A 15,587-nucleotide genomic window follows, 5' to 3' on the forward strand; every position below is an offset into this window, starting at 1 on the left:
TTTTCCTCTACAGAAAGAATGACAAACTTTCCTAAAATTTTTCCCTGACCAGTCACAAGAATGTGAGGTCCTTCATGTGCCATTTGCCGTAAATATTCGAGCTGTCTGTGACCACCTTTGAAATCTGGATAAATCACACCAGTTAAAGAAAATTCCGCATTTGCAACGGCAGGCAATTGAAGAGCTGCTTTGCGCCCCAATCGTCCTTGCTCTACCCATGGAACCCCATAAGACATATCAAGTGTTTGATAAGCTGCTGTTTCAATCGAAAAAATAAAACCACCCAAAGCTAACATCATGGTATTTAATCCGAAAGGCTAGAGGCTATAGCCAAGCGTTGCTGCTTGGCATAGCGTTCAAGGGCTTGATTGACAGCGTCTCTGATTTCGTCCTTGAGACCATTGGGTACTGAAATATTTAGATTTGTAATGGTTACACGGGCGTCTACTTCAACGGGCTTATGAACCGTAATGGGCTTTGGAGCTTTAAAAGCACCTACTTTATTTGTTGCCTGCATTTGTCCTGTTTCAACGACACTTGTATTAAAACCACTCTTGCGTTTTTCAGGTGGGGTATTTGTAACCACTACTGTATCAACCATTTTTTTTGCACGTGCATTGGTTTCTTCGGTAAAGGTTTTAATGGTCTGCGTTGAAGTCTTGTCTATTGAAACATTAAACCCTAACTTTTCTTTCACCCAATTAGGCATCCAACTGGTTAATTTCTTCATCATATTGCCAAAACCGTTATACAGATCATCCCATTTGCTTTTGATGCCCTCCCAAAGCCCATTAATAAGATTGGAGCCTATTTCCATTAAATCGACACCAAACAGCCATTCAATGAGTTCATTGATTTTTTTCGAAATCCAAGAGAGTGGTGAAAAGTTTTTAAAAAGACTAAAGAGGTTATTAAAAACATTACTACATAAGCTCGCAAAAGAATCCCATAACTTGCTTATAAAGCTTATGACTGTGTCCCAATGTTTGTAGAGCAGATATCCAGCAGCAACAAGAGCAGCAGTGCCACCAATAATCCAGCCAATAGGTGTGGTCATGATAGCAACACCAAGTGATATAAAAGCAGAACCAACGGCAGTTATTGCCGAAATCAGTGTACCGACAAGAGTTAAAGCAAGACTGGCAACAGCAGAAGCAGCTGAGGCTAATGCTGAAAGCAGTGATCTTCCCAGAGTTGCGGAAAATCTAATAAAAGCTTTATCTGCTGTGATTATTTTTGAGAGCAGGGATTTTCCAAGTTTTACAGCCAGACCGGTAACTTTAGAACCAACAGAAGTGAAGGCTGAAAGCACTGGTCCTGAAAGAGCGAAAGCAAGCCTGATAAAAACTGCGCTTACTATGGCTAGTGATGTAAGCAGCCAGCCATTGATTTTGTCCCAATTTTTGTAGAGCAGATATCCGGCAGCAACAAGAGCTGCAATGCCACCCATTAACCAACCGATAGGTGTCGTCATAATTGTGATACCAAGGCTAACAAACGCTGTTCCTACGGCTGCTAATGCGGCAATGAGTGGACCAAAAATGAACGAACCAAGTGCCACAAGTCCTACTTTAAAGAGGGTTATTTCACCAATCAGAGGTTCTAGCCATTGGAACCAGCCTTTAATCCTCTCTGTGAGATCACTGATGCCTTTTCTTAAATCAGAGGTAGGATTAAGCAAATCATTAAGGACTTTTTTTAAGGTTTTTGCCCAGCTCGCAACAGTTGTTTGAATGAGGTCGCGGTTTTCATCAATCAACTTTGAAAAACCGTCAATCATATCATTGATGACGGGCATAAAACGGGCGCCAATAAAGCTCGCGATACCGCCTATTTTTTTCTTAAAAGCACCAAGCTTATCACTCAAATCTGCTGCATAGCGTGCAACATCGGCACCTATCAGCCATTTTCCTTTCCGCGCCTTTGCAAACAGTTCTTTGATAGGCGCCATGCCTTGTGCAAGCATGGTCGCCATTTCTTTACCATCACCCCCAAACAGCAGAGCGGCAATATGCTGTCTTTGTGCTTGGCTTTTCATCTTACTCATCTTGTCGGTAATTTCTTCTAACAAGACAGAAGTGGATTTGAGTTTTCCAGAAGTGTTTTTGACAGAAATGCCAAGCGCTTCAAAGCCCATCATGCCTCTTTTTTGTCCGGCATAGGCTTGTGCCGAACGCCTATTTAAAACCGCTAAGGATTGTTGAAAAAGTTCGGCAGAAGTGCCTGAATTATCGGCTGCATCACCCCATAATTGAAGTGCCGTAACACTCATATTTAAGTGGTGTGATGCGTGATAAAGACTATCTCCCAGATGCATGGTTTTCATGGTGAGGGCGGTCACACTTGCCACAAGACCACCCCCGGCAAGCCCTAAGACACCGGTAAAGACTGAAGCACGACTTGCCGCCACTCCAAGAGCACTTTGAACGCCATGAAGGCTTTTTGTCATGTTTTTGACAGCAGCAGAAAAGCGCGGAATACCCAAACTATGTGAGAGTGTTTTTGACAATGTATCGAATTGTTTTTGAACACGTTTGAGAGGTGCCGTGAGTTTATCTTCAAGAGACAATTTTACCTTTGCATCAGCAACTTTTTCACTCATTTTGTTTTACACCTTTCTGCTGCTTGGTTTCGCCAGAATATGAGTTCTTGTGGTTCCATTTCCATCATGTCTGAAAGGGACCAATGGAACTCAATAGCAATATCGGCTATGAGTTTAGCGGCGGTTTCCCAGTCGAGGTATCCCGCCGTTTGATAAAAGACTCCAAGATCTCTCCAATACTTGCCAAATCATTGATGTCGAGTTCGCTGATAACCTCATGCGGCCATTCAGAAAGGCGTGCGATCATAGCGATTGTCTGCTCTATACCTTCTTTTTTGTCGATTGCTTGCAAATCTTTTGTTTTGGGGCGCCGTAAAGTAATTGTGGTGTGCTCTTTTCCTTCAAAAGTAACAGGTATCAATAATTTATGTGTAATGCTTGTTTGGACGGTCATTTTTATAATCCTATATTTTCTCTATGTTCTGCGAGTTGATTGACGCCATTGAATTTTCTCACCAAGTTGAGGACATCTATCTCAACGATTTCAACGTCCTTCTGGACATATTTGAAATATTGCAATGTGAATGTTGCTGTAGAAGTTGCTTTGCCTCCCGGTTGCCATTCTGCCATTTCAAAGCCTTTGCAAAGCCCTCTCATGGTAATGACAACACCTTCTGCGGGTGTGCCTTGAGCTTGCATTGAACTGCGCAATGAAATGTTGACATCGGTGCGCCCTAAGAGTGCCATCAACTCTGGAGAGCAATCAGAAATGGTCATGCTAAGCGTGAGGGTTTCAAGACCAAGGTCAACTTCAATGGAGCTATCCATGCCACCGCCGCGATAACTTTCAACAACCAAACTCAAATTCGGTAGGGTGACACTTTCACATTTTGCCTGATAGGGAATGCCGTCGACAAAAATGTTAAAATATTTCAAGACTCTGGGTAAAACAGGTACGGTCATTAAAAGATCTCCTCTAAGTAATCATTCACAATGCGTGAACGGAACGTGATATGTTCTGCGGGTGTTGTGGGGGTGAATTCGACATTGAAATAGACTCTACCGCTCTCAATGGCGCTTGCTGTGTTAAGCTCTAAATCAGGCGTACAGCGTCCACCAAGAATAGCGCCTTGTGCTTTTAAATCACGCAAATAGGCATTGACGCTTTCACTAACATCATTCATGTAGGTCTTTTTGATATTGCGGTCGACAGCCCATAGATGTCCGCGCAAAATGGCATCATTGATCATATCCGCGGTGCGCACCACCGATAAGAAAGCAAATTTTGTATCGCTTGAGAGTGTGCGATTACCCCAGAGGCGATAGCCGTTTTCCCGAATAATGGTTGTGATGTTTTGTTCGTTAAGAAGGTTAGCGCGGCTTGATCTGTCCCCAATGGAAAAATCAATGGGACGCGCAGTTCCTACAATGCCATTGATCACTTTATTGGAAGGGGAATGCCAAAAACCATGGGCAAAATCTGTTTTGGCAATGATACCAGCAACCGCTGCATTTGCCGGTTGTTCTATGATTTTTCCATCACGATTTACCTTTACAAACGGGTCAATGAGAATGGCGCGTTTTGAATCAAAATCCTTTGCCGTACTAAGTGCTGCTTCATCTGTCGTTTTTGGTGCATCAAGCACCACAATAGCACGTAGACGCTCGGCAATGCCAATCAGTTCTGCTGCTACAGGATTAGAGGTTGCACTGATTTCGGCTTTGGCTGTCGCTCCAGTGCCATCTCCTTCAATCGTCACATTTGGGGCGGTGTGATAATCAAAGCCACCGTTCTTAATGACAACAGAAGTTACTTTTCCATCTTTCAGGATTGCTTCTGCTTCTGCACCGCCGGCAATTTTAACAGTTGCTTGAGTGTAACCACTTCCTTGGTTCGTCACATCAATCTTGCTAAGACTGATAGGGCGTTTGTGTGTAAAGCCTGGAGCGATGAGAATGCGTGGTGTTTGTCCCACAATGGATTGTGCTCCAATCAAAGCATGGACGCCTTCATAAGCACCATTTGCGTTCACATCGCCTAGAACATTGGTGAGTGTTGCATTTTCGTTGTCACCTTCTTGCACGCGTACGACAACGACAATAGCCCCCACTTGCTTGAAAATAAGATCAAGGGCATTGGGTAAGGTACCTTGACGCTTACCCGTTTTATCGAGTTTTGCGGTTTGTGAAAGAGAACCCGCTACCAAAACCGGTGTGTTGATGGGGAATGCTTGTTCATCGGCATCGGGTGCTGTGCCAACAATTCCGATAACGGCAGACTGAACCGCGCGAAGGGGGCGGGTGCCGTCGTCAACTTCAACGACTTCAACACCGTGTAGAAAACCTGTTGCCATACTTTATGCTCCTTTTAATAATTGGCTAGAAATGAATGGGAAAAAATGAGAAGCGAAAGCCGTTCTTGCGAGCGACTTGACAAAATGTTTAAAACCGTTAGATTCATACAAAGGTGCCTAACAAACACCTTAAAACAACAAGCGGATTGGTTGCCGAAATAACTAATCTTCCGCAGACTAAAGACTTTGACTCATTATATGCGCGTAGCGTATAATAGTGTTGTCGGGTGTGGTTATGCTATACAATACCCTTTTAGGGGAAGGCATAACGACGGGCTTGTTGCCGTGTTTGTTAGCGCCCGGCATTCTTCATTGAGTGTCATTAACAAACATTAATCAACAAGGAGTTCACCATGAACAATTTAGTGACAATCAACAATGCTGGTATTGCTGTCACAACCTCTTTAAAAATTGCCGGTGGTGTGGGGAATAGCCACGCTACAGTTATAAAGCTGGTACGTCAAAACATTGAAGACTTTGAAGAATTTGGAAGGGTTGGATTTGAAATCTCACCCTTTGGGACCAAAGGCGGAAGACAGAAAAGAGTAATTGCTATTCTCAACGAACCACAAGCCACTCTACTCATGACCTATATGCGTAACAATGATATGGTGCGTGCATTTAAAAAAGCCCTTGTTAAAGCTTTTTATGATTTAAAAAACAAGTTAATGGATAATGACCGCGATACACGGTTTGATTTTCCAAGTAACTGGGATGAAATGGGAGCGACTGAAAAGGCTGTTTATATTTATGGACCTCTCCACATGCATCTTGTTAGAGCCTTTACGTTAGTAGAAGAGAGCAAACATTATAAAACGCTTGTTGAAGAAGCCAAGCAAGTTTTAGGAAAAACTATTGTAAAAGCTGCTTAAGTAAAAAACATGACTCATCTCCTCGCCTTGAGGCGGGGAGGTAGTTAATGCCATAAAATATCTTTACATAATACATATTGTACGTATAATACGTATTATACATTAAAGATAGGATGTGCATATGAAAAAATATAGTTTTACAGATGTAAACCGCGGGGCAGGCGATATTTTAGACGAGGCTATGTCTACACCTGTCGCTTTGACAAAACGAGGGCGTGAAAAAATCATTATGCTTCCTGTTGATTTATATCATGAATTAATAAAATCCCATTCTAGTGTACAATCTTTTGTTTACGCAGATGCACCGCAAAATATATTAGACGATTTAGATCGTGGTTTAGATGACATTTTGAATAGTGATGAACATGTTTAAAGCAGGGGATGTTGTTCAATATTATTATTTATGGCACGAACAAGCGCAAAAAGGTGAACATTCAGGGCGTAAAGCACGTCCTTCTTGTGTCATGGTTAAAACTGAAAGCCATTTCTTTTTGTTTCCTATCACTTCTCAAGAACCTATTAATTTGCAATTTAGCTTAAAAATACCTGAGATAGAATGTAGACGTGCGGGGTTGCAAAAGCAATCTTGGGTGCGTGTTGATGAATTTAATGTTGTTCCTTGCGAATCTTTGTTTGACTTTGAAGATTTAAAACCACAAGGGCGTTTTAGTCTTTCTTTCATGCGTAAAATTGCACTTAAAATTAAAGAAGTTAAAGCAATAAAACCACTTGGAAAAGTTTCTAGAGACTGAGTTATACAATTAAGCAGTATGGAGTGTCGGAACTTTGCTAACATCTGTTTCACGCTCTGCATGCCAAGCATCATAATTGGCTTGCATACGTAACCATATTGCTGCTCCATTCCCAAACATTTTGCCAAGACAAGCCGAAAGAGAAGGAGAGACAGGCTTTTTGGCATTTAGAATATCATAAAGATGTTGGCGTGATATACCGAGCATTTGTGCAATTTCTGACTTTGTTTTGCCTGTTTCAGGAATAATATCTGCTAAAACTTCTCCTGGATGAGTAGGACAACGATTAGGATTGCGTATAGTCATAGATAGTCTTCTTTGCAATTAACTTAAAAACCATTACAATCTAAACAGTATAACATCAATACTGTGTAATTTAAGAAATGAATATCAAACCAATTTGTACAGAGAGAGATTACCAAGAATCTTTAGAAATTGTGTCTGCAATGTTTGACAAGCAACCTAAAGAGAATACTCTAGAATTTGATAGAATGAAAGCTCTTGTTTTGTTAATTGAAGCTTATGAAACAGAGCACTATCCTGTTTCTCCACCTCATGCGTAAAGAGAAGAATAGGTGCATGGAGGGGATAAATTTGCACGTTAACATCAAGGATTTTACAAACATACCAACGGCTGTCTGATCAAATATTGCTAAAAACTTAGATCCCTTGCCATTCTTAATAAAGTGAATACGAAGTTTAAATTCTATTGTCATTTTGCTCTCCAAATCAATGAAGAGACCATAACAACAAGAGCTCCTTTTCATAAGTCTGACAGTGTCAGTCAAAAAAGCCCTTTAAAGGGCTTTGAAAGAGCTTTAAAGGGGATTTTAAAAACATACAAAGCCAGCTTATACAACAAGCATCATTAACACTATTGTTTGAGTGCCTAAGCTTCTTCACCTTTTTCTTGTGATTTATGGCTAAGCTCTGCCATTGTTTCTTTATCCACCACGGGAGGAGAAAACACTCCGTCCTTATAAGTCCAGCCGATTTGTGCTTCACTTGAGGGGATCGATTCACCATCAAAGGCGTGAACATAATCTTCTGAGGCTACAATAATATTTGTTACCACACCATTTTCAACAACTGCATATTTCATAAAAAACTCCTAGATAAAAAATCTCAACAAGATTGCTCCGTCACCACCATTGCCGCCATCTCCACCAGATTTTCCTGGAAAGTAGCCACCGCCACCGCCGCTGGTAAAACCATTTCCATCACCACCATTGCCGCCTTTCCCACTGTAACCCCCTTTTGCGATACCATCACTGCAACCACCACCAGCCCCCCCATAAATAGAGCTTCCACCATGTCCAATGTTTGTTTTGTAGACAATAAAGGGGCCGTCGTTACTTCTATAGTATGCGTAGCCACCACCACTCCCGCCACCGAAAGTAGAACTGCTACCATTAACATTACTGTTACTAGAGTAGTAGCTGCCACCGCTACCGCCGCGACCACTGCTGTTGGCACTTCCTTCATTGCCACTAGTTCCGTATCCATAATATCCACCACCTCCGCCACCGCCTGCGGTAAGAAGTCCCTGAATTATTGTTTGACCACCTATGCCTCCCCTTTCGTTATTACCGCCTTTCCCACCACGTCCAATTTGAGCATTTTTTGAGTTTCCCAGCTGGTATCCTTTGATTTTAATACGTACGCAACCGCCGCCACCTCCACCACCGCCTTTTATATTACTGCCGCCTCCACCGCCACCCCACGCCCATATTTCAATATCGGTGTAGCTATTAACACTATCAGGAAATGGAATGGTACCACTTTCTGTCATGAGGATTTCAAGGGGATTAAGCGCGGTAACTTCTTTCAGTTTTGCAATCTCATTGCGTATTTTTTGAAGAACAGTGGTAGCCTCATCTTTTGTGTAAAGTGCCTTACCATCAACAGTTGCTGGACCTTTAAGCATGCTTCCACTTGCACTTAGACTTGTCACAACTTTATTATTGTGGGTGAGATTAAACGACGAATTACCCAACAGTTCTAAGCCACCACTCATAGTGATTTTGCTGGTAAATTTATTATAATTTTGCCATTCATTTGGGCTGGCTAAGCGACCATAGCTTGTGAGATCTTCGTTAAGCTTGGCTCTAAAATCATCAAGCCCCACGATATCTTCGGTTTTATGTTGATGTGCGCCTAACAGTGAGACAGCACTCCCAAAGGTGAAGTTATTGTTGCTTGATTTATAGAGAACATAATTGTTGGCAGCATCGTGTGCACCCTCGATATCGCTTAAATCAGCAAATGAGAAAGTTTTATCCGCTGCCATCTTGCCCTTAAGGGCTGCTTCAAGATCTGCGATTTCGTTGATCGTATGCGTGTGTTGTAAAGGTGCTTTTTCGTTTATCTTTTCCTCAACAGCCAAAAGAGCTTGATCAATTTTGGTCAAGTTTTCCCGCAAGATTGGGAATTCAGAACTGATAAAACGCCCCTCTTTAGGCAATTCCATGTCGAGTTTTTTCGTTTTTGTCATGTGTTTTCTCCCATCACAATATGCCGGCGCCAAAATCACTCACCATGGATCGCGCTGCTGGTCCACCGGTAAGCGTGAGTTTCAAGCGCGCTTGTTTGGCTGTTTTGTCACTGCTCACAAATTTTCGTTCTGTCCAAAGTGGTTCAGCGAGTTGTTCTGTTTCGTCAAGTTTCAAAGGGGTGAAACCACCATCATCTAGTTGCATCTCCAGTGAAAAGGTTGCACCGCCCGGTAAAAAGGTTTTGATATAGCTGGTCAATCTTGCTTTTTCACCAAAGGCAAAAGCACGCGTGACATAGGTCGCTTCCTTATGGATCTTTCCCGCAATCAATTGAACAGGAGCAAATAACACCGGTGAGAGTTTCTCTGTTCCTTTAAGAATAGCGCGAAGCTTGATCTTTTCACTGATATATTCAGTAAGACTGAGCAATTGAAAGGGAAGGAGTTGATAAACCGTGCCGTTGTTTCTTTCAATTTCAAAGATGACAGAACAATCGCTTGAAGGCAACTCAATGGCTGCGCGTATTTGTAAATCAGAGCAGTCCACAAGATCAAAAGTGCCTAAATCGACAATCTTTTCTGTTTGCCTATAGCGGGCAGCGAGCACCCGAAAGGCTAAAGCCTCATCTTGATGGGCTGTCCAACTTTGTGCGTTAACAGAAGAAAAGCGTGGACCGGTCACGTAAGGGTGACTTGAGACATATCTCTGGTGTTCTGCATCAAAATCTCCAAGCTTTGCTAGTGAAACAGAATGATCCGCATCATCGGTTTTAATGACAAAAGCCGTTAAGCGGTCATCCATCACAAGGAGTGGTACATCATAGCGTGCTTCTGCCCAACCTAGCTTTGCGCCCTTCATAGAATAAAAGCTTTGCGCTTGAATATCGGCGGTAGGATAGCCGTTTTCTGTGGTCACCAAATCAATCACCAGATCATGGTTCTGATTGCCGATTTTGCAAAGATGAAAGTCAATACCGGTGATTTGCCGTGTTTCATCGGAGGTAAAAACTTGCGCTTGTGGGTCCACTTGCGTCCATATCTTCACCGTGGTGGTGCGCCGCATCACTTTCACATCAATCAGACCTTGACCGGTAAAAAGCCCCGTTGCAATGGTTCCACCTTTTCCCCTTGCCACAACGTTTTTTGTGCCAGCCGTAATATTTTGTGGAATCGTGAAAGCGCCCTCAAGGGTGCCCTTGCTATCGGCAATAAGGAGACTCTTTGGTAAAACATTCACACCATCAAAGGTAAGACTTTCCAAGATTTCGCTACTGCCAAAACCTTCAATTTTAAAGTGAAGGGTAATTTGTCTTAAAAAGTCGATTTGTTCTTGGTGTGTGTTGATGAAATTATCGCTTACTTCTGTTCTACGTATGGTACTGCCGCGATGTTTTCCCATAATGATTTGATTGGTGATACCCGAGAGCCAATCGGTGCGCTGTTCATGCCAGAAGTCTGTCGCGGGTTCAAGGGTTACTGTACCAGGCAAGGTCGCAAAATTTTGATAAGGATTGATTTTTTCGCAAGCCGTTGTCAACTCTTGCGCAATGATCACTTCATTTGTCCAGTCAAGGGTGACAGGGGCTGTAAGATTAGCGGTGTAAAAGGTTGGATCAATGGCGAGCTGTAAAATGCCGTTGCCTACAGCCCCTGTTTGTTGAAAGCCTTCATCTCTGTAACTATCATCAAGAAAAGGGTCTGCAAACATGCCCTTTTTGGCAACAGGTTCTTTAGAGTCAACATTGCTTTTAATACGCTCTAATTGCATCAATCGATCAAGCGAAAGCACTCGTTGAAAATAGCGCCACATCTCATCATAGGGGGCAACACGGGTGCCATCATTAACCACAAGGGGGGTACTAAGCCAATTGTTGGTAATGGTGGCAAGAGAGAGCACCTCATCAGGGACACTGGGTGCCATGGGTTGGTCTGAAGAAATCCCTTTGATATAGACGACATTTCCCCCTGTGTTGAGACCAATACGGTCAATGCGGGGGAGTTTGTAAGTGTAACTGACAATGATATCACCATTCTCAGCACCACCTGATACTGTAATTTCCTGCGCTGTTACCTTATCAGCCGTGATTTTTGCACGATAGCGATAAGTCACCTTATAGCTGCTCCCCGCTAAAGGTTCGTCTCCCACCGGTGCCCAATCAATGGTGTCTCCGGTTTTTTTAAAATCTGTGCCTTCTTTAAATTCCTTGCTTCCTTGAACGATTTTGATAAACGCGGTGATGCTTTTATCAGGAACCCCATCACGCCCAGCGGCAACAGCACCACGGGTGACGTTAACGGTTTTTTCTTTTGTCAACAAAAGAGACTGAACATCAGCAATAGGAAAATAATAGGGTTTAAAGGTAAAACTTGTTTTCCCTTTTGAAGGCGCAAAAATATGCGTTTCGCTTGGAACAACGCTTGTCGAAAAATCTTGCATCTCTTCATGGCGCAAAGCCGCTAAGCGTTTGCGTTTGAAACCATTGATATTAGCTTCTCCTTCTTGAATACTAAAGACTTGGCAACCGTTATTTGCTCCCAATGCACTTACTCGGCATCCCCCCACGATATAATGCCCATGGGCGCGGTCGTACGTCGCAATGGCTTGCATGGCCGGTTCAAGGAGTGAGGGCGATTTTTGATCAATCAAAACGCCATCTTGTAAAATATAAACCGGAAAGAAAGTGCCATTCTGCGCATCCTCTTTTAGTGCCCAGACAAGTTTTGCTACTTCACGTGCCGCTCCGGGCTCTCCTTCTGCCAAACTGCCGGCAACTTGCCCCAACAGCTCTGGATCATCCTCATATGTCACCCATTTCTTTTGTAGCTTTACACCAATTTCCACGCGCCCAAACATGGAAATATTCTCCAAGACAGCATTTGAGACAGGAAAGATGTCGCCTGCGATATAAATCTTGCCATCCGTTAAAGTGACGGTCCTTGTGTCTTTGTTGACAAAAGCATCAGCCCGTTCAACGCGGTCTCCTTCTTTTGCAACAAGGCGCCCCAAGCGGTCATGCCGCCCCCTTATAATGGTTTGAACCTCATTGAGTTCACCCGCTTGAAGAAAAGGGCGCCTGCCATAAAAGACAACGCTTTGTTGTTCCTCTTTGCCGCGAGATCTGTCAATTGCAAAGGGTAAACCACTTTCATGCTTCATATTAAAACCTCAATAAAATCTTGAATTGTTCGCGAACATCGGCACGCAAAGAAATATTGATGGGTGTTTTGAGTATCTCGACACCACCATTCAGTTCATTGACGTCACACCAAAGCTTTCCAAGGGGGATATCTTGTTTGGGAATGCCGTGAACGAGAATAGAAACAAATGCTGCTTGTTTGCCATCAACATCGTGAAAATCTGTGCGGGCTGCAACAAGAAGCGCCGTGCCCATCGAGGAGGGCTGGAATCTGTTACCACAATGGCTATACACACCATCCAAAGCCTGTTCGACAGGCGCTACAGCATAGCATCTGCGATACCCAATCACGCTATTTTGGCTGTCTCTTAACACGAGATAAAGCGTGCGACCATGAAACCATTCTGCCATAAGCATATCGCGTTCATGTTTTTTGACCGAACACCACGGAAAATTTGCCAAATCCCAAGGATAATCAATTTGTTCCCAGCTTAACTCTTCATCCCCATCATCTATCCAATTACCAATAAGCCGGCCTTCTTCTTTTGTGAGGGTATGATTGATTTCTGTTGTGCGTCCAAAGGAAAACAAAGTGTCCCCAGCTGTTAAACGAACACCGCTCTCATACTCCAACATGCTGTCATCAAGGCGTGACATATTGCATTCAACAGCTTGCACATCATACCCCGCAACACCACGACGAAAATCGGAGCGCAAACTTTTGGAAAGATCTGTGATCGCTTCAATGGCTTCAAGGCTTTTGCGTTCAGGCAACTGATCAAAATCAAGTTGAAAGGAATTCCACCATGCACGTCCCGTCCAAGCGGGTATAAAGCGGGCTGTAATCTCTAACCATCTCAACCCCATCTCTATTGCCATAACAGATCCGCGCAGGCGTTGCCATGCAAGCCCTTGGTCAATCAAATCATAGAGGTTTGGAACATAAGGTGTCAGTTCACCAAGCCCGTATTCTTCAATCAACCACGGCAAAAAGCGGGGAGGGCGCGTGATCAATTTAGCACGTGAAATCCCCAAAACAGAACCATCAATATCTTGATGAAAATCGCAAGCATCGGCAAGGCGCTTTTCAAATTCTGTTGCGTTTGTGGGAAGGAGGGAACCAACCATTAGCGGGCATACCCCTTAAAGTTTAAGGTGATTTTTCCAATCGATAAAATTTCTTCATCACAAACCATACTGTCTTGTGTTGGGGTAATGGCAATGACTTTTTGGACACCAGAAATCATTAGTTTTGAAATCCACCACGACAAACTTAATTCACGACCAATGGCTTGTTCTTGTTTCCAAGCCGTGCGTAAATTTGTTTCCATTGTTGTGAGAATTTTCAAAGATGTTTCTGGTAACAGCCAAACATCGGCTTCTAAATCCAGCACTTTTTTGACAGCAGCGTGAACAATGATTGTATCATTGGTCATGATGATATTTTTTCTGTGAAGAGCTTGTGAAACTGTTTGTATGAGATCTTCAGAGGCTGTTCCTTCTTCATTATTGCCAAAAACAGCAACATAGATGGTTGGGTCTTTGCCTTTACGATAAATAATCGCATCCTTCACACGGCTATCGGCTGTTAAGGCTATAAGCTTGTAATAGGGTTCTGTTCCACTTCCGTTTCCTCCACGGGCATGAAGCTGTATGCGTTCACGATATCTCTCGTCACTTTCCTCTTCCATGCGGGCAATACCATGCCAGTTTCCCAAAGCATCAAGAGATTCACCGGTTGCAAAGTCAAGAATGTTGTTGCGTGCTGCTTCGTTAATACGCTGCCTTAAAAGCAGTTCTCGATAGCTAAAAGCCTCAATGACTTTTACTGCCGGATCACTTTCAAGAATGGTATATTCAGGCAAAAGCTCTTTTAAATGGACAAGAGCAGCAGCGCGTATTTCTTCAAAAGAAAGTTCTGTGATGATGTCTGGTTTTGCAAGCACTCCATTCATTTTATCAATAATCCTTCCATGGTAATGGGCTTGCCGGATGGCAAATAAATGCCTTCAAAGGATAAAGAAACGTGTCCATTCTCACCCCTTTTAAAATCAATTTTTTTCAATTTAAAACGCGGTTCCCACTTGTCTAAAGCCTCAGCAACAGCAGCATAAAGAGCAACAGCAAAAGCATTATTAATCGGTGCATCAATGAGTTCTGCAACACGTGAACCATAATCACGCCGCATTACACGCGAACCAATCCGCGTTAACAAAATATCAAGAATTGATTGGCGTAAATGATCAATGCCGGTTAATGGCTTTCCCGTTGTGCGGTCCATTCCACTGTTCAATTGGGACCTCCTGTCATCGCGCCACCAGAATAAACACCCCCATGAACATGGGTTGCTCCTACATTGGTGCCGTTATGTCTTAATCCACTTGAGTGAATGGAAACATTATTCCCAGAATGAAGAGAGAGACTATCATTCGAATTCAGTGAAATGCCATCACCAGCCTTCAAAGAGATGTTGCCTTTTGCGTTTAAATTTATATCGCTTTCTGAAACAATCTTTATGCCTTCCGGTGCGGTAAGCTCTAGCTTGCCACCATCACCTTTTAGTGACACACCATCAGCGATTGTCAGAATAAACTTTCCGCCGGATTTGATGTGAATTCCATAAGTGTTTTGTTCATCGTCATATTCAAGGCTGGTTCCATCAGGGTATATCGTTCGGTGAATGCTGCCCTTATCGGCTGCTTGGTTCGCATCGGTATGAATGGAACCCACAATCATCCCTTGCGATAAATCCCCTGATGATGAAACAACAATCACTTGCTCTCCAATATCGCGCCCTTCATAAGAGCGTGTTTTACCGGCGCGGGCTTGTGTGTCTGGAATCCAGTCACTGACAAGACCTCCAGTTTTTACTCGATAGCGTGCGTTTTTATGGTCGACATGGCTAATTTTCCCCACCACAACCATATTGGCCACACGTCTCTTTAGATCTGTGATTTCTTTATCGCGCCGCTCTAACATGTCCACCTTCAATTTTATGGTATTTATCTTTATTTCTCACGCCTGTTTCTGGTTCAAAACTTAAGAAAGGTTCAACGATTCTTGCTGTTACACTGCCTTCTTCTTCATTCATGTTGGGGATATTTGTCACATAAGTCACGTCAAAGGTTAAAATTGCACCGTGGAGTGCTAGAGCGCCATTATCACCAAAGGCAAAAGCAATATTTTGCAGGCGGCATGTCTCAACGGTGTTGTTAAGATTGGGGTTGGCATGGAAAATCTCTTCAACTTCCCATGCTAATTGGTCAACAAAACGTGCGCCATCTTCACATGTTGCATAGCATTCAACATCTACTGTTAAAACACGCCGCCTTACGCCATAATCATATCCGTCTTCAATGGTTTCACTTTGTGTTGAGATATTAATAGCTGGCATTGCTTCAATAAATAAATTGAAGTCACGCATATTGAAAACATT

At 43.0% G+C, this 15,587-nt stretch carries 19 protein-coding genes; 4 read left to right on the forward strand and 15 right to left on the reverse strand.

Annotated features, from left to right (window positions below):
* From ACFIN0_RS08690 to ACFIN0_RS08715, 6 genes are all read right to left on the reverse strand, one after another.
* On the reverse strand, positions 1 to 299 hold a 299-nt coding region (locus tag ACFIN0_RS08690), incomplete at its 3' end, for a phage tail protein (protein ID WP_375702337.1).
* Positions 300 to 304: 5 nt separating this feature from the next.
* A complete protein-coding gene (locus ACFIN0_RS08695) occupies positions 305 to 2,602 on the reverse strand; it encodes a phage tail protein (RefSeq protein ID WP_375702338.1) in 2,298 nt (765 codons plus the stop codon).
* A complete protein-coding gene (locus ACFIN0_RS08700; RefSeq protein ID WP_375608787.1) occupies positions 2,599 to 2,670 on the reverse strand; it encodes a hypothetical protein in 72 nt (23 codons plus the stop codon). The genes ACFIN0_RS08695 and ACFIN0_RS08700 overlap by 4 nt, the downstream gene beginning before the upstream one ends.
* Positions 2,671 to 2,708: 38 nt before the next feature.
* Positions 2,709 to 2,996 (reverse strand): phage tail assembly protein, encoded by a 288-nt coding sequence (locus ACFIN0_RS08705; protein ID WP_375616733.1) that lies wholly within the window; start codon positions 2,994 to 2,996, stop codon positions 2,709 to 2,711.
* Positions 2,997 to 2,998: 2 nt separating this feature from the next.
* The gene (locus ACFIN0_RS08710) at positions 2,999 to 3,505 is read right to left on the reverse strand and encodes a phage major tail tube protein (protein WP_375616734.1); all 507 of its coding nucleotides are present in this window, start codon (positions 3,503 to 3,505) and stop codon (positions 2,999 to 3,001) included.
* Entirely contained in the window at positions 3,505 to 4,896 is a 1,392-nt protein-coding gene (locus ACFIN0_RS08715) for a phage tail sheath subtilisin-like domain-containing protein (RefSeq protein ID WP_375702339.1), read from the reverse strand. Before ACFIN0_RS08715 ends, ACFIN0_RS08710 begins: the two co-directional genes overlap by 1 nt.
* 353 nt (positions 4,897 to 5,249) lie before the next feature.
* On the opposite strand from ACFIN0_RS08715, the gene ACFIN0_RS08720 reads away from it, so the two are divergent.
* From ACFIN0_RS08720 to ACFIN0_RS08730, 3 genes are all read left to right on the forward strand, one after another.
* On the forward strand, positions 5,250 to 5,768 hold the full coding sequence (locus ACFIN0_RS08720) for a Rha family transcriptional regulator (RefSeq protein WP_375610714.1): 519 nt from the start codon (positions 5,250 to 5,252) through the stop codon (positions 5,766 to 5,768).
* A 121-nt stretch (positions 5,769 to 5,889) separates the two neighbouring features.
* Positions 5,890 to 6,141, forward strand: coding sequence for a type II toxin-antitoxin system prevent-host-death family antitoxin (locus ACFIN0_RS08725; protein ID WP_375610715.1), 252 nt, complete (start codon positions 5,890 to 5,892; stop codon positions 6,139 to 6,141).
* Positions 6,134 to 6,520 (forward strand): hypothetical protein, encoded by a 387-nt coding sequence (locus ACFIN0_RS08730; protein ID WP_375610716.1) that lies wholly within the window; start codon positions 6,134 to 6,136, stop codon positions 6,518 to 6,520. The genes ACFIN0_RS08725 and ACFIN0_RS08730 overlap by 8 nt, the downstream gene beginning before the upstream one ends.
* Before the next feature lie 9 nt (positions 6,521 to 6,529).
* Here ACFIN0_RS08730 and ACFIN0_RS08735 read toward each other — a convergent pair whose 3' ends face one another.
* Positions 6,530 to 6,826 carry a HigA family addiction module antitoxin gene (locus tag ACFIN0_RS08735; protein WP_375607140.1) on the reverse strand — a complete coding sequence of 99 codons (297 nt, stop codon included), beginning with the start codon at positions 6,824 to 6,826 and terminating at the stop codon, positions 6,530 to 6,532.
* Between the two features lie 77 nt (positions 6,827 to 6,903).
* Here ACFIN0_RS08735 and ACFIN0_RS08740 point away from each other — a divergent pair, with 77 nt between their 5' ends.
* Positions 6,904 to 7,083, forward strand: coding sequence for a hypothetical protein (locus ACFIN0_RS08740; protein ID WP_375610717.1), 180 nt, complete (start codon positions 6,904 to 6,906; stop codon positions 7,081 to 7,083).
* A 326-nt stretch (positions 7,084 to 7,409) separates the two neighbouring features.
* Here ACFIN0_RS08740 and ACFIN0_RS08745 read toward each other — a convergent pair whose 3' ends face one another.
* The 8 genes from ACFIN0_RS08745 to ACFIN0_RS08780 all read right to left on the reverse strand — a co-directional run.
* On the reverse strand, positions 7,410 to 7,622 hold the full coding sequence (locus ACFIN0_RS08745; RefSeq protein WP_375702340.1) for a hypothetical protein: 213 nt from the start codon (positions 7,620 to 7,622) through the stop codon (positions 7,410 to 7,412).
* A 9-nt stretch (positions 7,623 to 7,631) separates the two neighbouring features.
* Positions 7,632 to 9,014: a Bgr_08870 family protein gene (locus ACFIN0_RS08750; RefSeq protein ID WP_375702341.1), complete on the reverse strand. Its 1,383-nt coding sequence runs from the start codon at positions 9,012 to 9,014 to the stop codon at positions 7,632 to 7,634.
* Between the two features lie 13 nt (positions 9,015 to 9,027).
* Positions 9,028 to 12,171, reverse strand: a complete 3,144-nt coding sequence (locus tag ACFIN0_RS08755) for a DUF4815 domain-containing protein (RefSeq protein WP_375702342.1) — start codon at positions 12,169 to 12,171, stop codon at positions 9,028 to 9,030.
* 1 nt (position 12,172) lies between these two features.
* On the reverse strand, positions 12,173 to 13,279 hold the full coding sequence (locus ACFIN0_RS08760; protein WP_375702343.1) for a phage tail protein: 1,107 nt from the start codon (positions 13,277 to 13,279) through the stop codon (positions 12,173 to 12,175).
* Positions 13,279 to 14,106 (reverse strand): baseplate J/gp47 family protein, encoded by an 828-nt coding sequence (locus ACFIN0_RS08765; protein WP_375702344.1) that lies wholly within the window; start codon positions 14,104 to 14,106, stop codon positions 13,279 to 13,281. Before ACFIN0_RS08765 ends, ACFIN0_RS08760 begins: the two co-directional genes overlap by 1 nt.
* Positions 14,103 to 14,444, reverse strand: coding sequence for a GPW/gp25 family protein (locus tag ACFIN0_RS08770; RefSeq protein WP_375702345.1), 342 nt, complete (start codon positions 14,442 to 14,444; stop codon positions 14,103 to 14,105). The genes ACFIN0_RS08765 and ACFIN0_RS08770 overlap by 4 nt, the downstream gene beginning before the upstream one ends.
* Positions 14,441 to 15,130, reverse strand: coding sequence for a phage baseplate assembly protein V (locus ACFIN0_RS08775; protein WP_375702346.1), 690 nt, complete (start codon positions 15,128 to 15,130; stop codon positions 14,441 to 14,443). Before ACFIN0_RS08775 ends, ACFIN0_RS08770 begins: the two co-directional genes overlap by 4 nt.
* Positions 15,111 to 15,587: hypothetical protein (locus tag ACFIN0_RS08780; RefSeq protein WP_375702347.1), on the reverse strand; the 477-nt coding region annotated here is incomplete at its 5' end. The genes ACFIN0_RS08780 and ACFIN0_RS08775, both read right to left, overlap by 20 nt.

It is taken from the genome of Bartonella sp. AA89HNZF (genome assembly GCF_042196905.1).
Classification (GTDB): domain Bacteria; phylum Pseudomonadota; class Alphaproteobacteria; order Rhizobiales; family Rhizobiaceae; genus Bartonella.

Coding starts and splice junctions, on each gene's coding strand:
- ACFIN0_RS08695 (WP_375702338.1), bottom strand. CDS start 2,602: ATGAGTGAAAAAGTTGCTGATGCAAAGGTAAAATTGTCTCTTGAAGAT.
- ACFIN0_RS08705 (WP_375616733.1), bottom strand. CDS start 2,996: ATGACCGTCCAAACAAGCATTACACATAAATTATTGATACCTGTTACT.
- ACFIN0_RS08710 (WP_375616734.1), bottom strand. CDS start 3,505: ATGACCGTACCTGTTTTACCCAGAGTCTTGAAATATTTTAACATTTTT.
- ACFIN0_RS08715 (WP_375702339.1), bottom strand. CDS start 4,896: ATGGCAACAGGTTTTCTACACGGTGTTGAAGTCGTTGAAGTTGACGAC.
- ACFIN0_RS08720 (WP_375610714.1), top strand. CDS start 5,250: ATGAACAATTTAGTGACAATCAACAATGCTGGTATTGCTGTCACAACC.
- ACFIN0_RS08725 (WP_375610715.1), top strand. CDS start 5,890: ATGAAAAAATATAGTTTTACAGATGTAAACCGCGGGGCAGGCGATATT.
- ACFIN0_RS08730 (WP_375610716.1), top strand. CDS start 6,134: ATGTTTAAAGCAGGGGATGTTGTTCAATATTATTATTTATGGCACGAA.
- ACFIN0_RS08735 (WP_375607140.1), bottom strand. CDS start 6,826: ATGACTATACGCAATCCTAATCGTTGTCCTACTCATCCAGGAGAAGTT.
- ACFIN0_RS08740 (WP_375610717.1), top strand. CDS start 6,904: ATGAATATCAAACCAATTTGTACAGAGAGAGATTACCAAGAATCTTTA.
- ACFIN0_RS08745 (WP_375702340.1), bottom strand. CDS start 7,622: ATGAAATATGCAGTTGTTGAAAATGGTGTGGTAACAAATATTATTGTA.
- ACFIN0_RS08750 (WP_375702341.1), bottom strand. CDS start 9,014: ATGACAAAAACGAAAAAACTCGACATGGAATTGCCTAAAGAGGGGCGT.
- ACFIN0_RS08755 (WP_375702342.1), bottom strand. CDS start 12,171: ATGAAGCATGAAAGTGGTTTACCCTTTGCAATTGACAGATCTCGCGGC.
- ACFIN0_RS08760 (WP_375702343.1), bottom strand. CDS start 13,279: ATGGTTGGTTCCCTCCTTCCCACAAACGCAACAGAATTTGAAAAGCGC.
- ACFIN0_RS08765 (WP_375702344.1), bottom strand. CDS start 14,106: ATGAATGGAGTGCTTGCAAAACCAGACATCATCACAGAACTTTCTTTT.
- ACFIN0_RS08775 (WP_375702346.1), bottom strand. CDS start 15,130: ATGTTAGAGCGGCGCGATAAAGAAATCACAGATCTAAAGAGACGTGTG.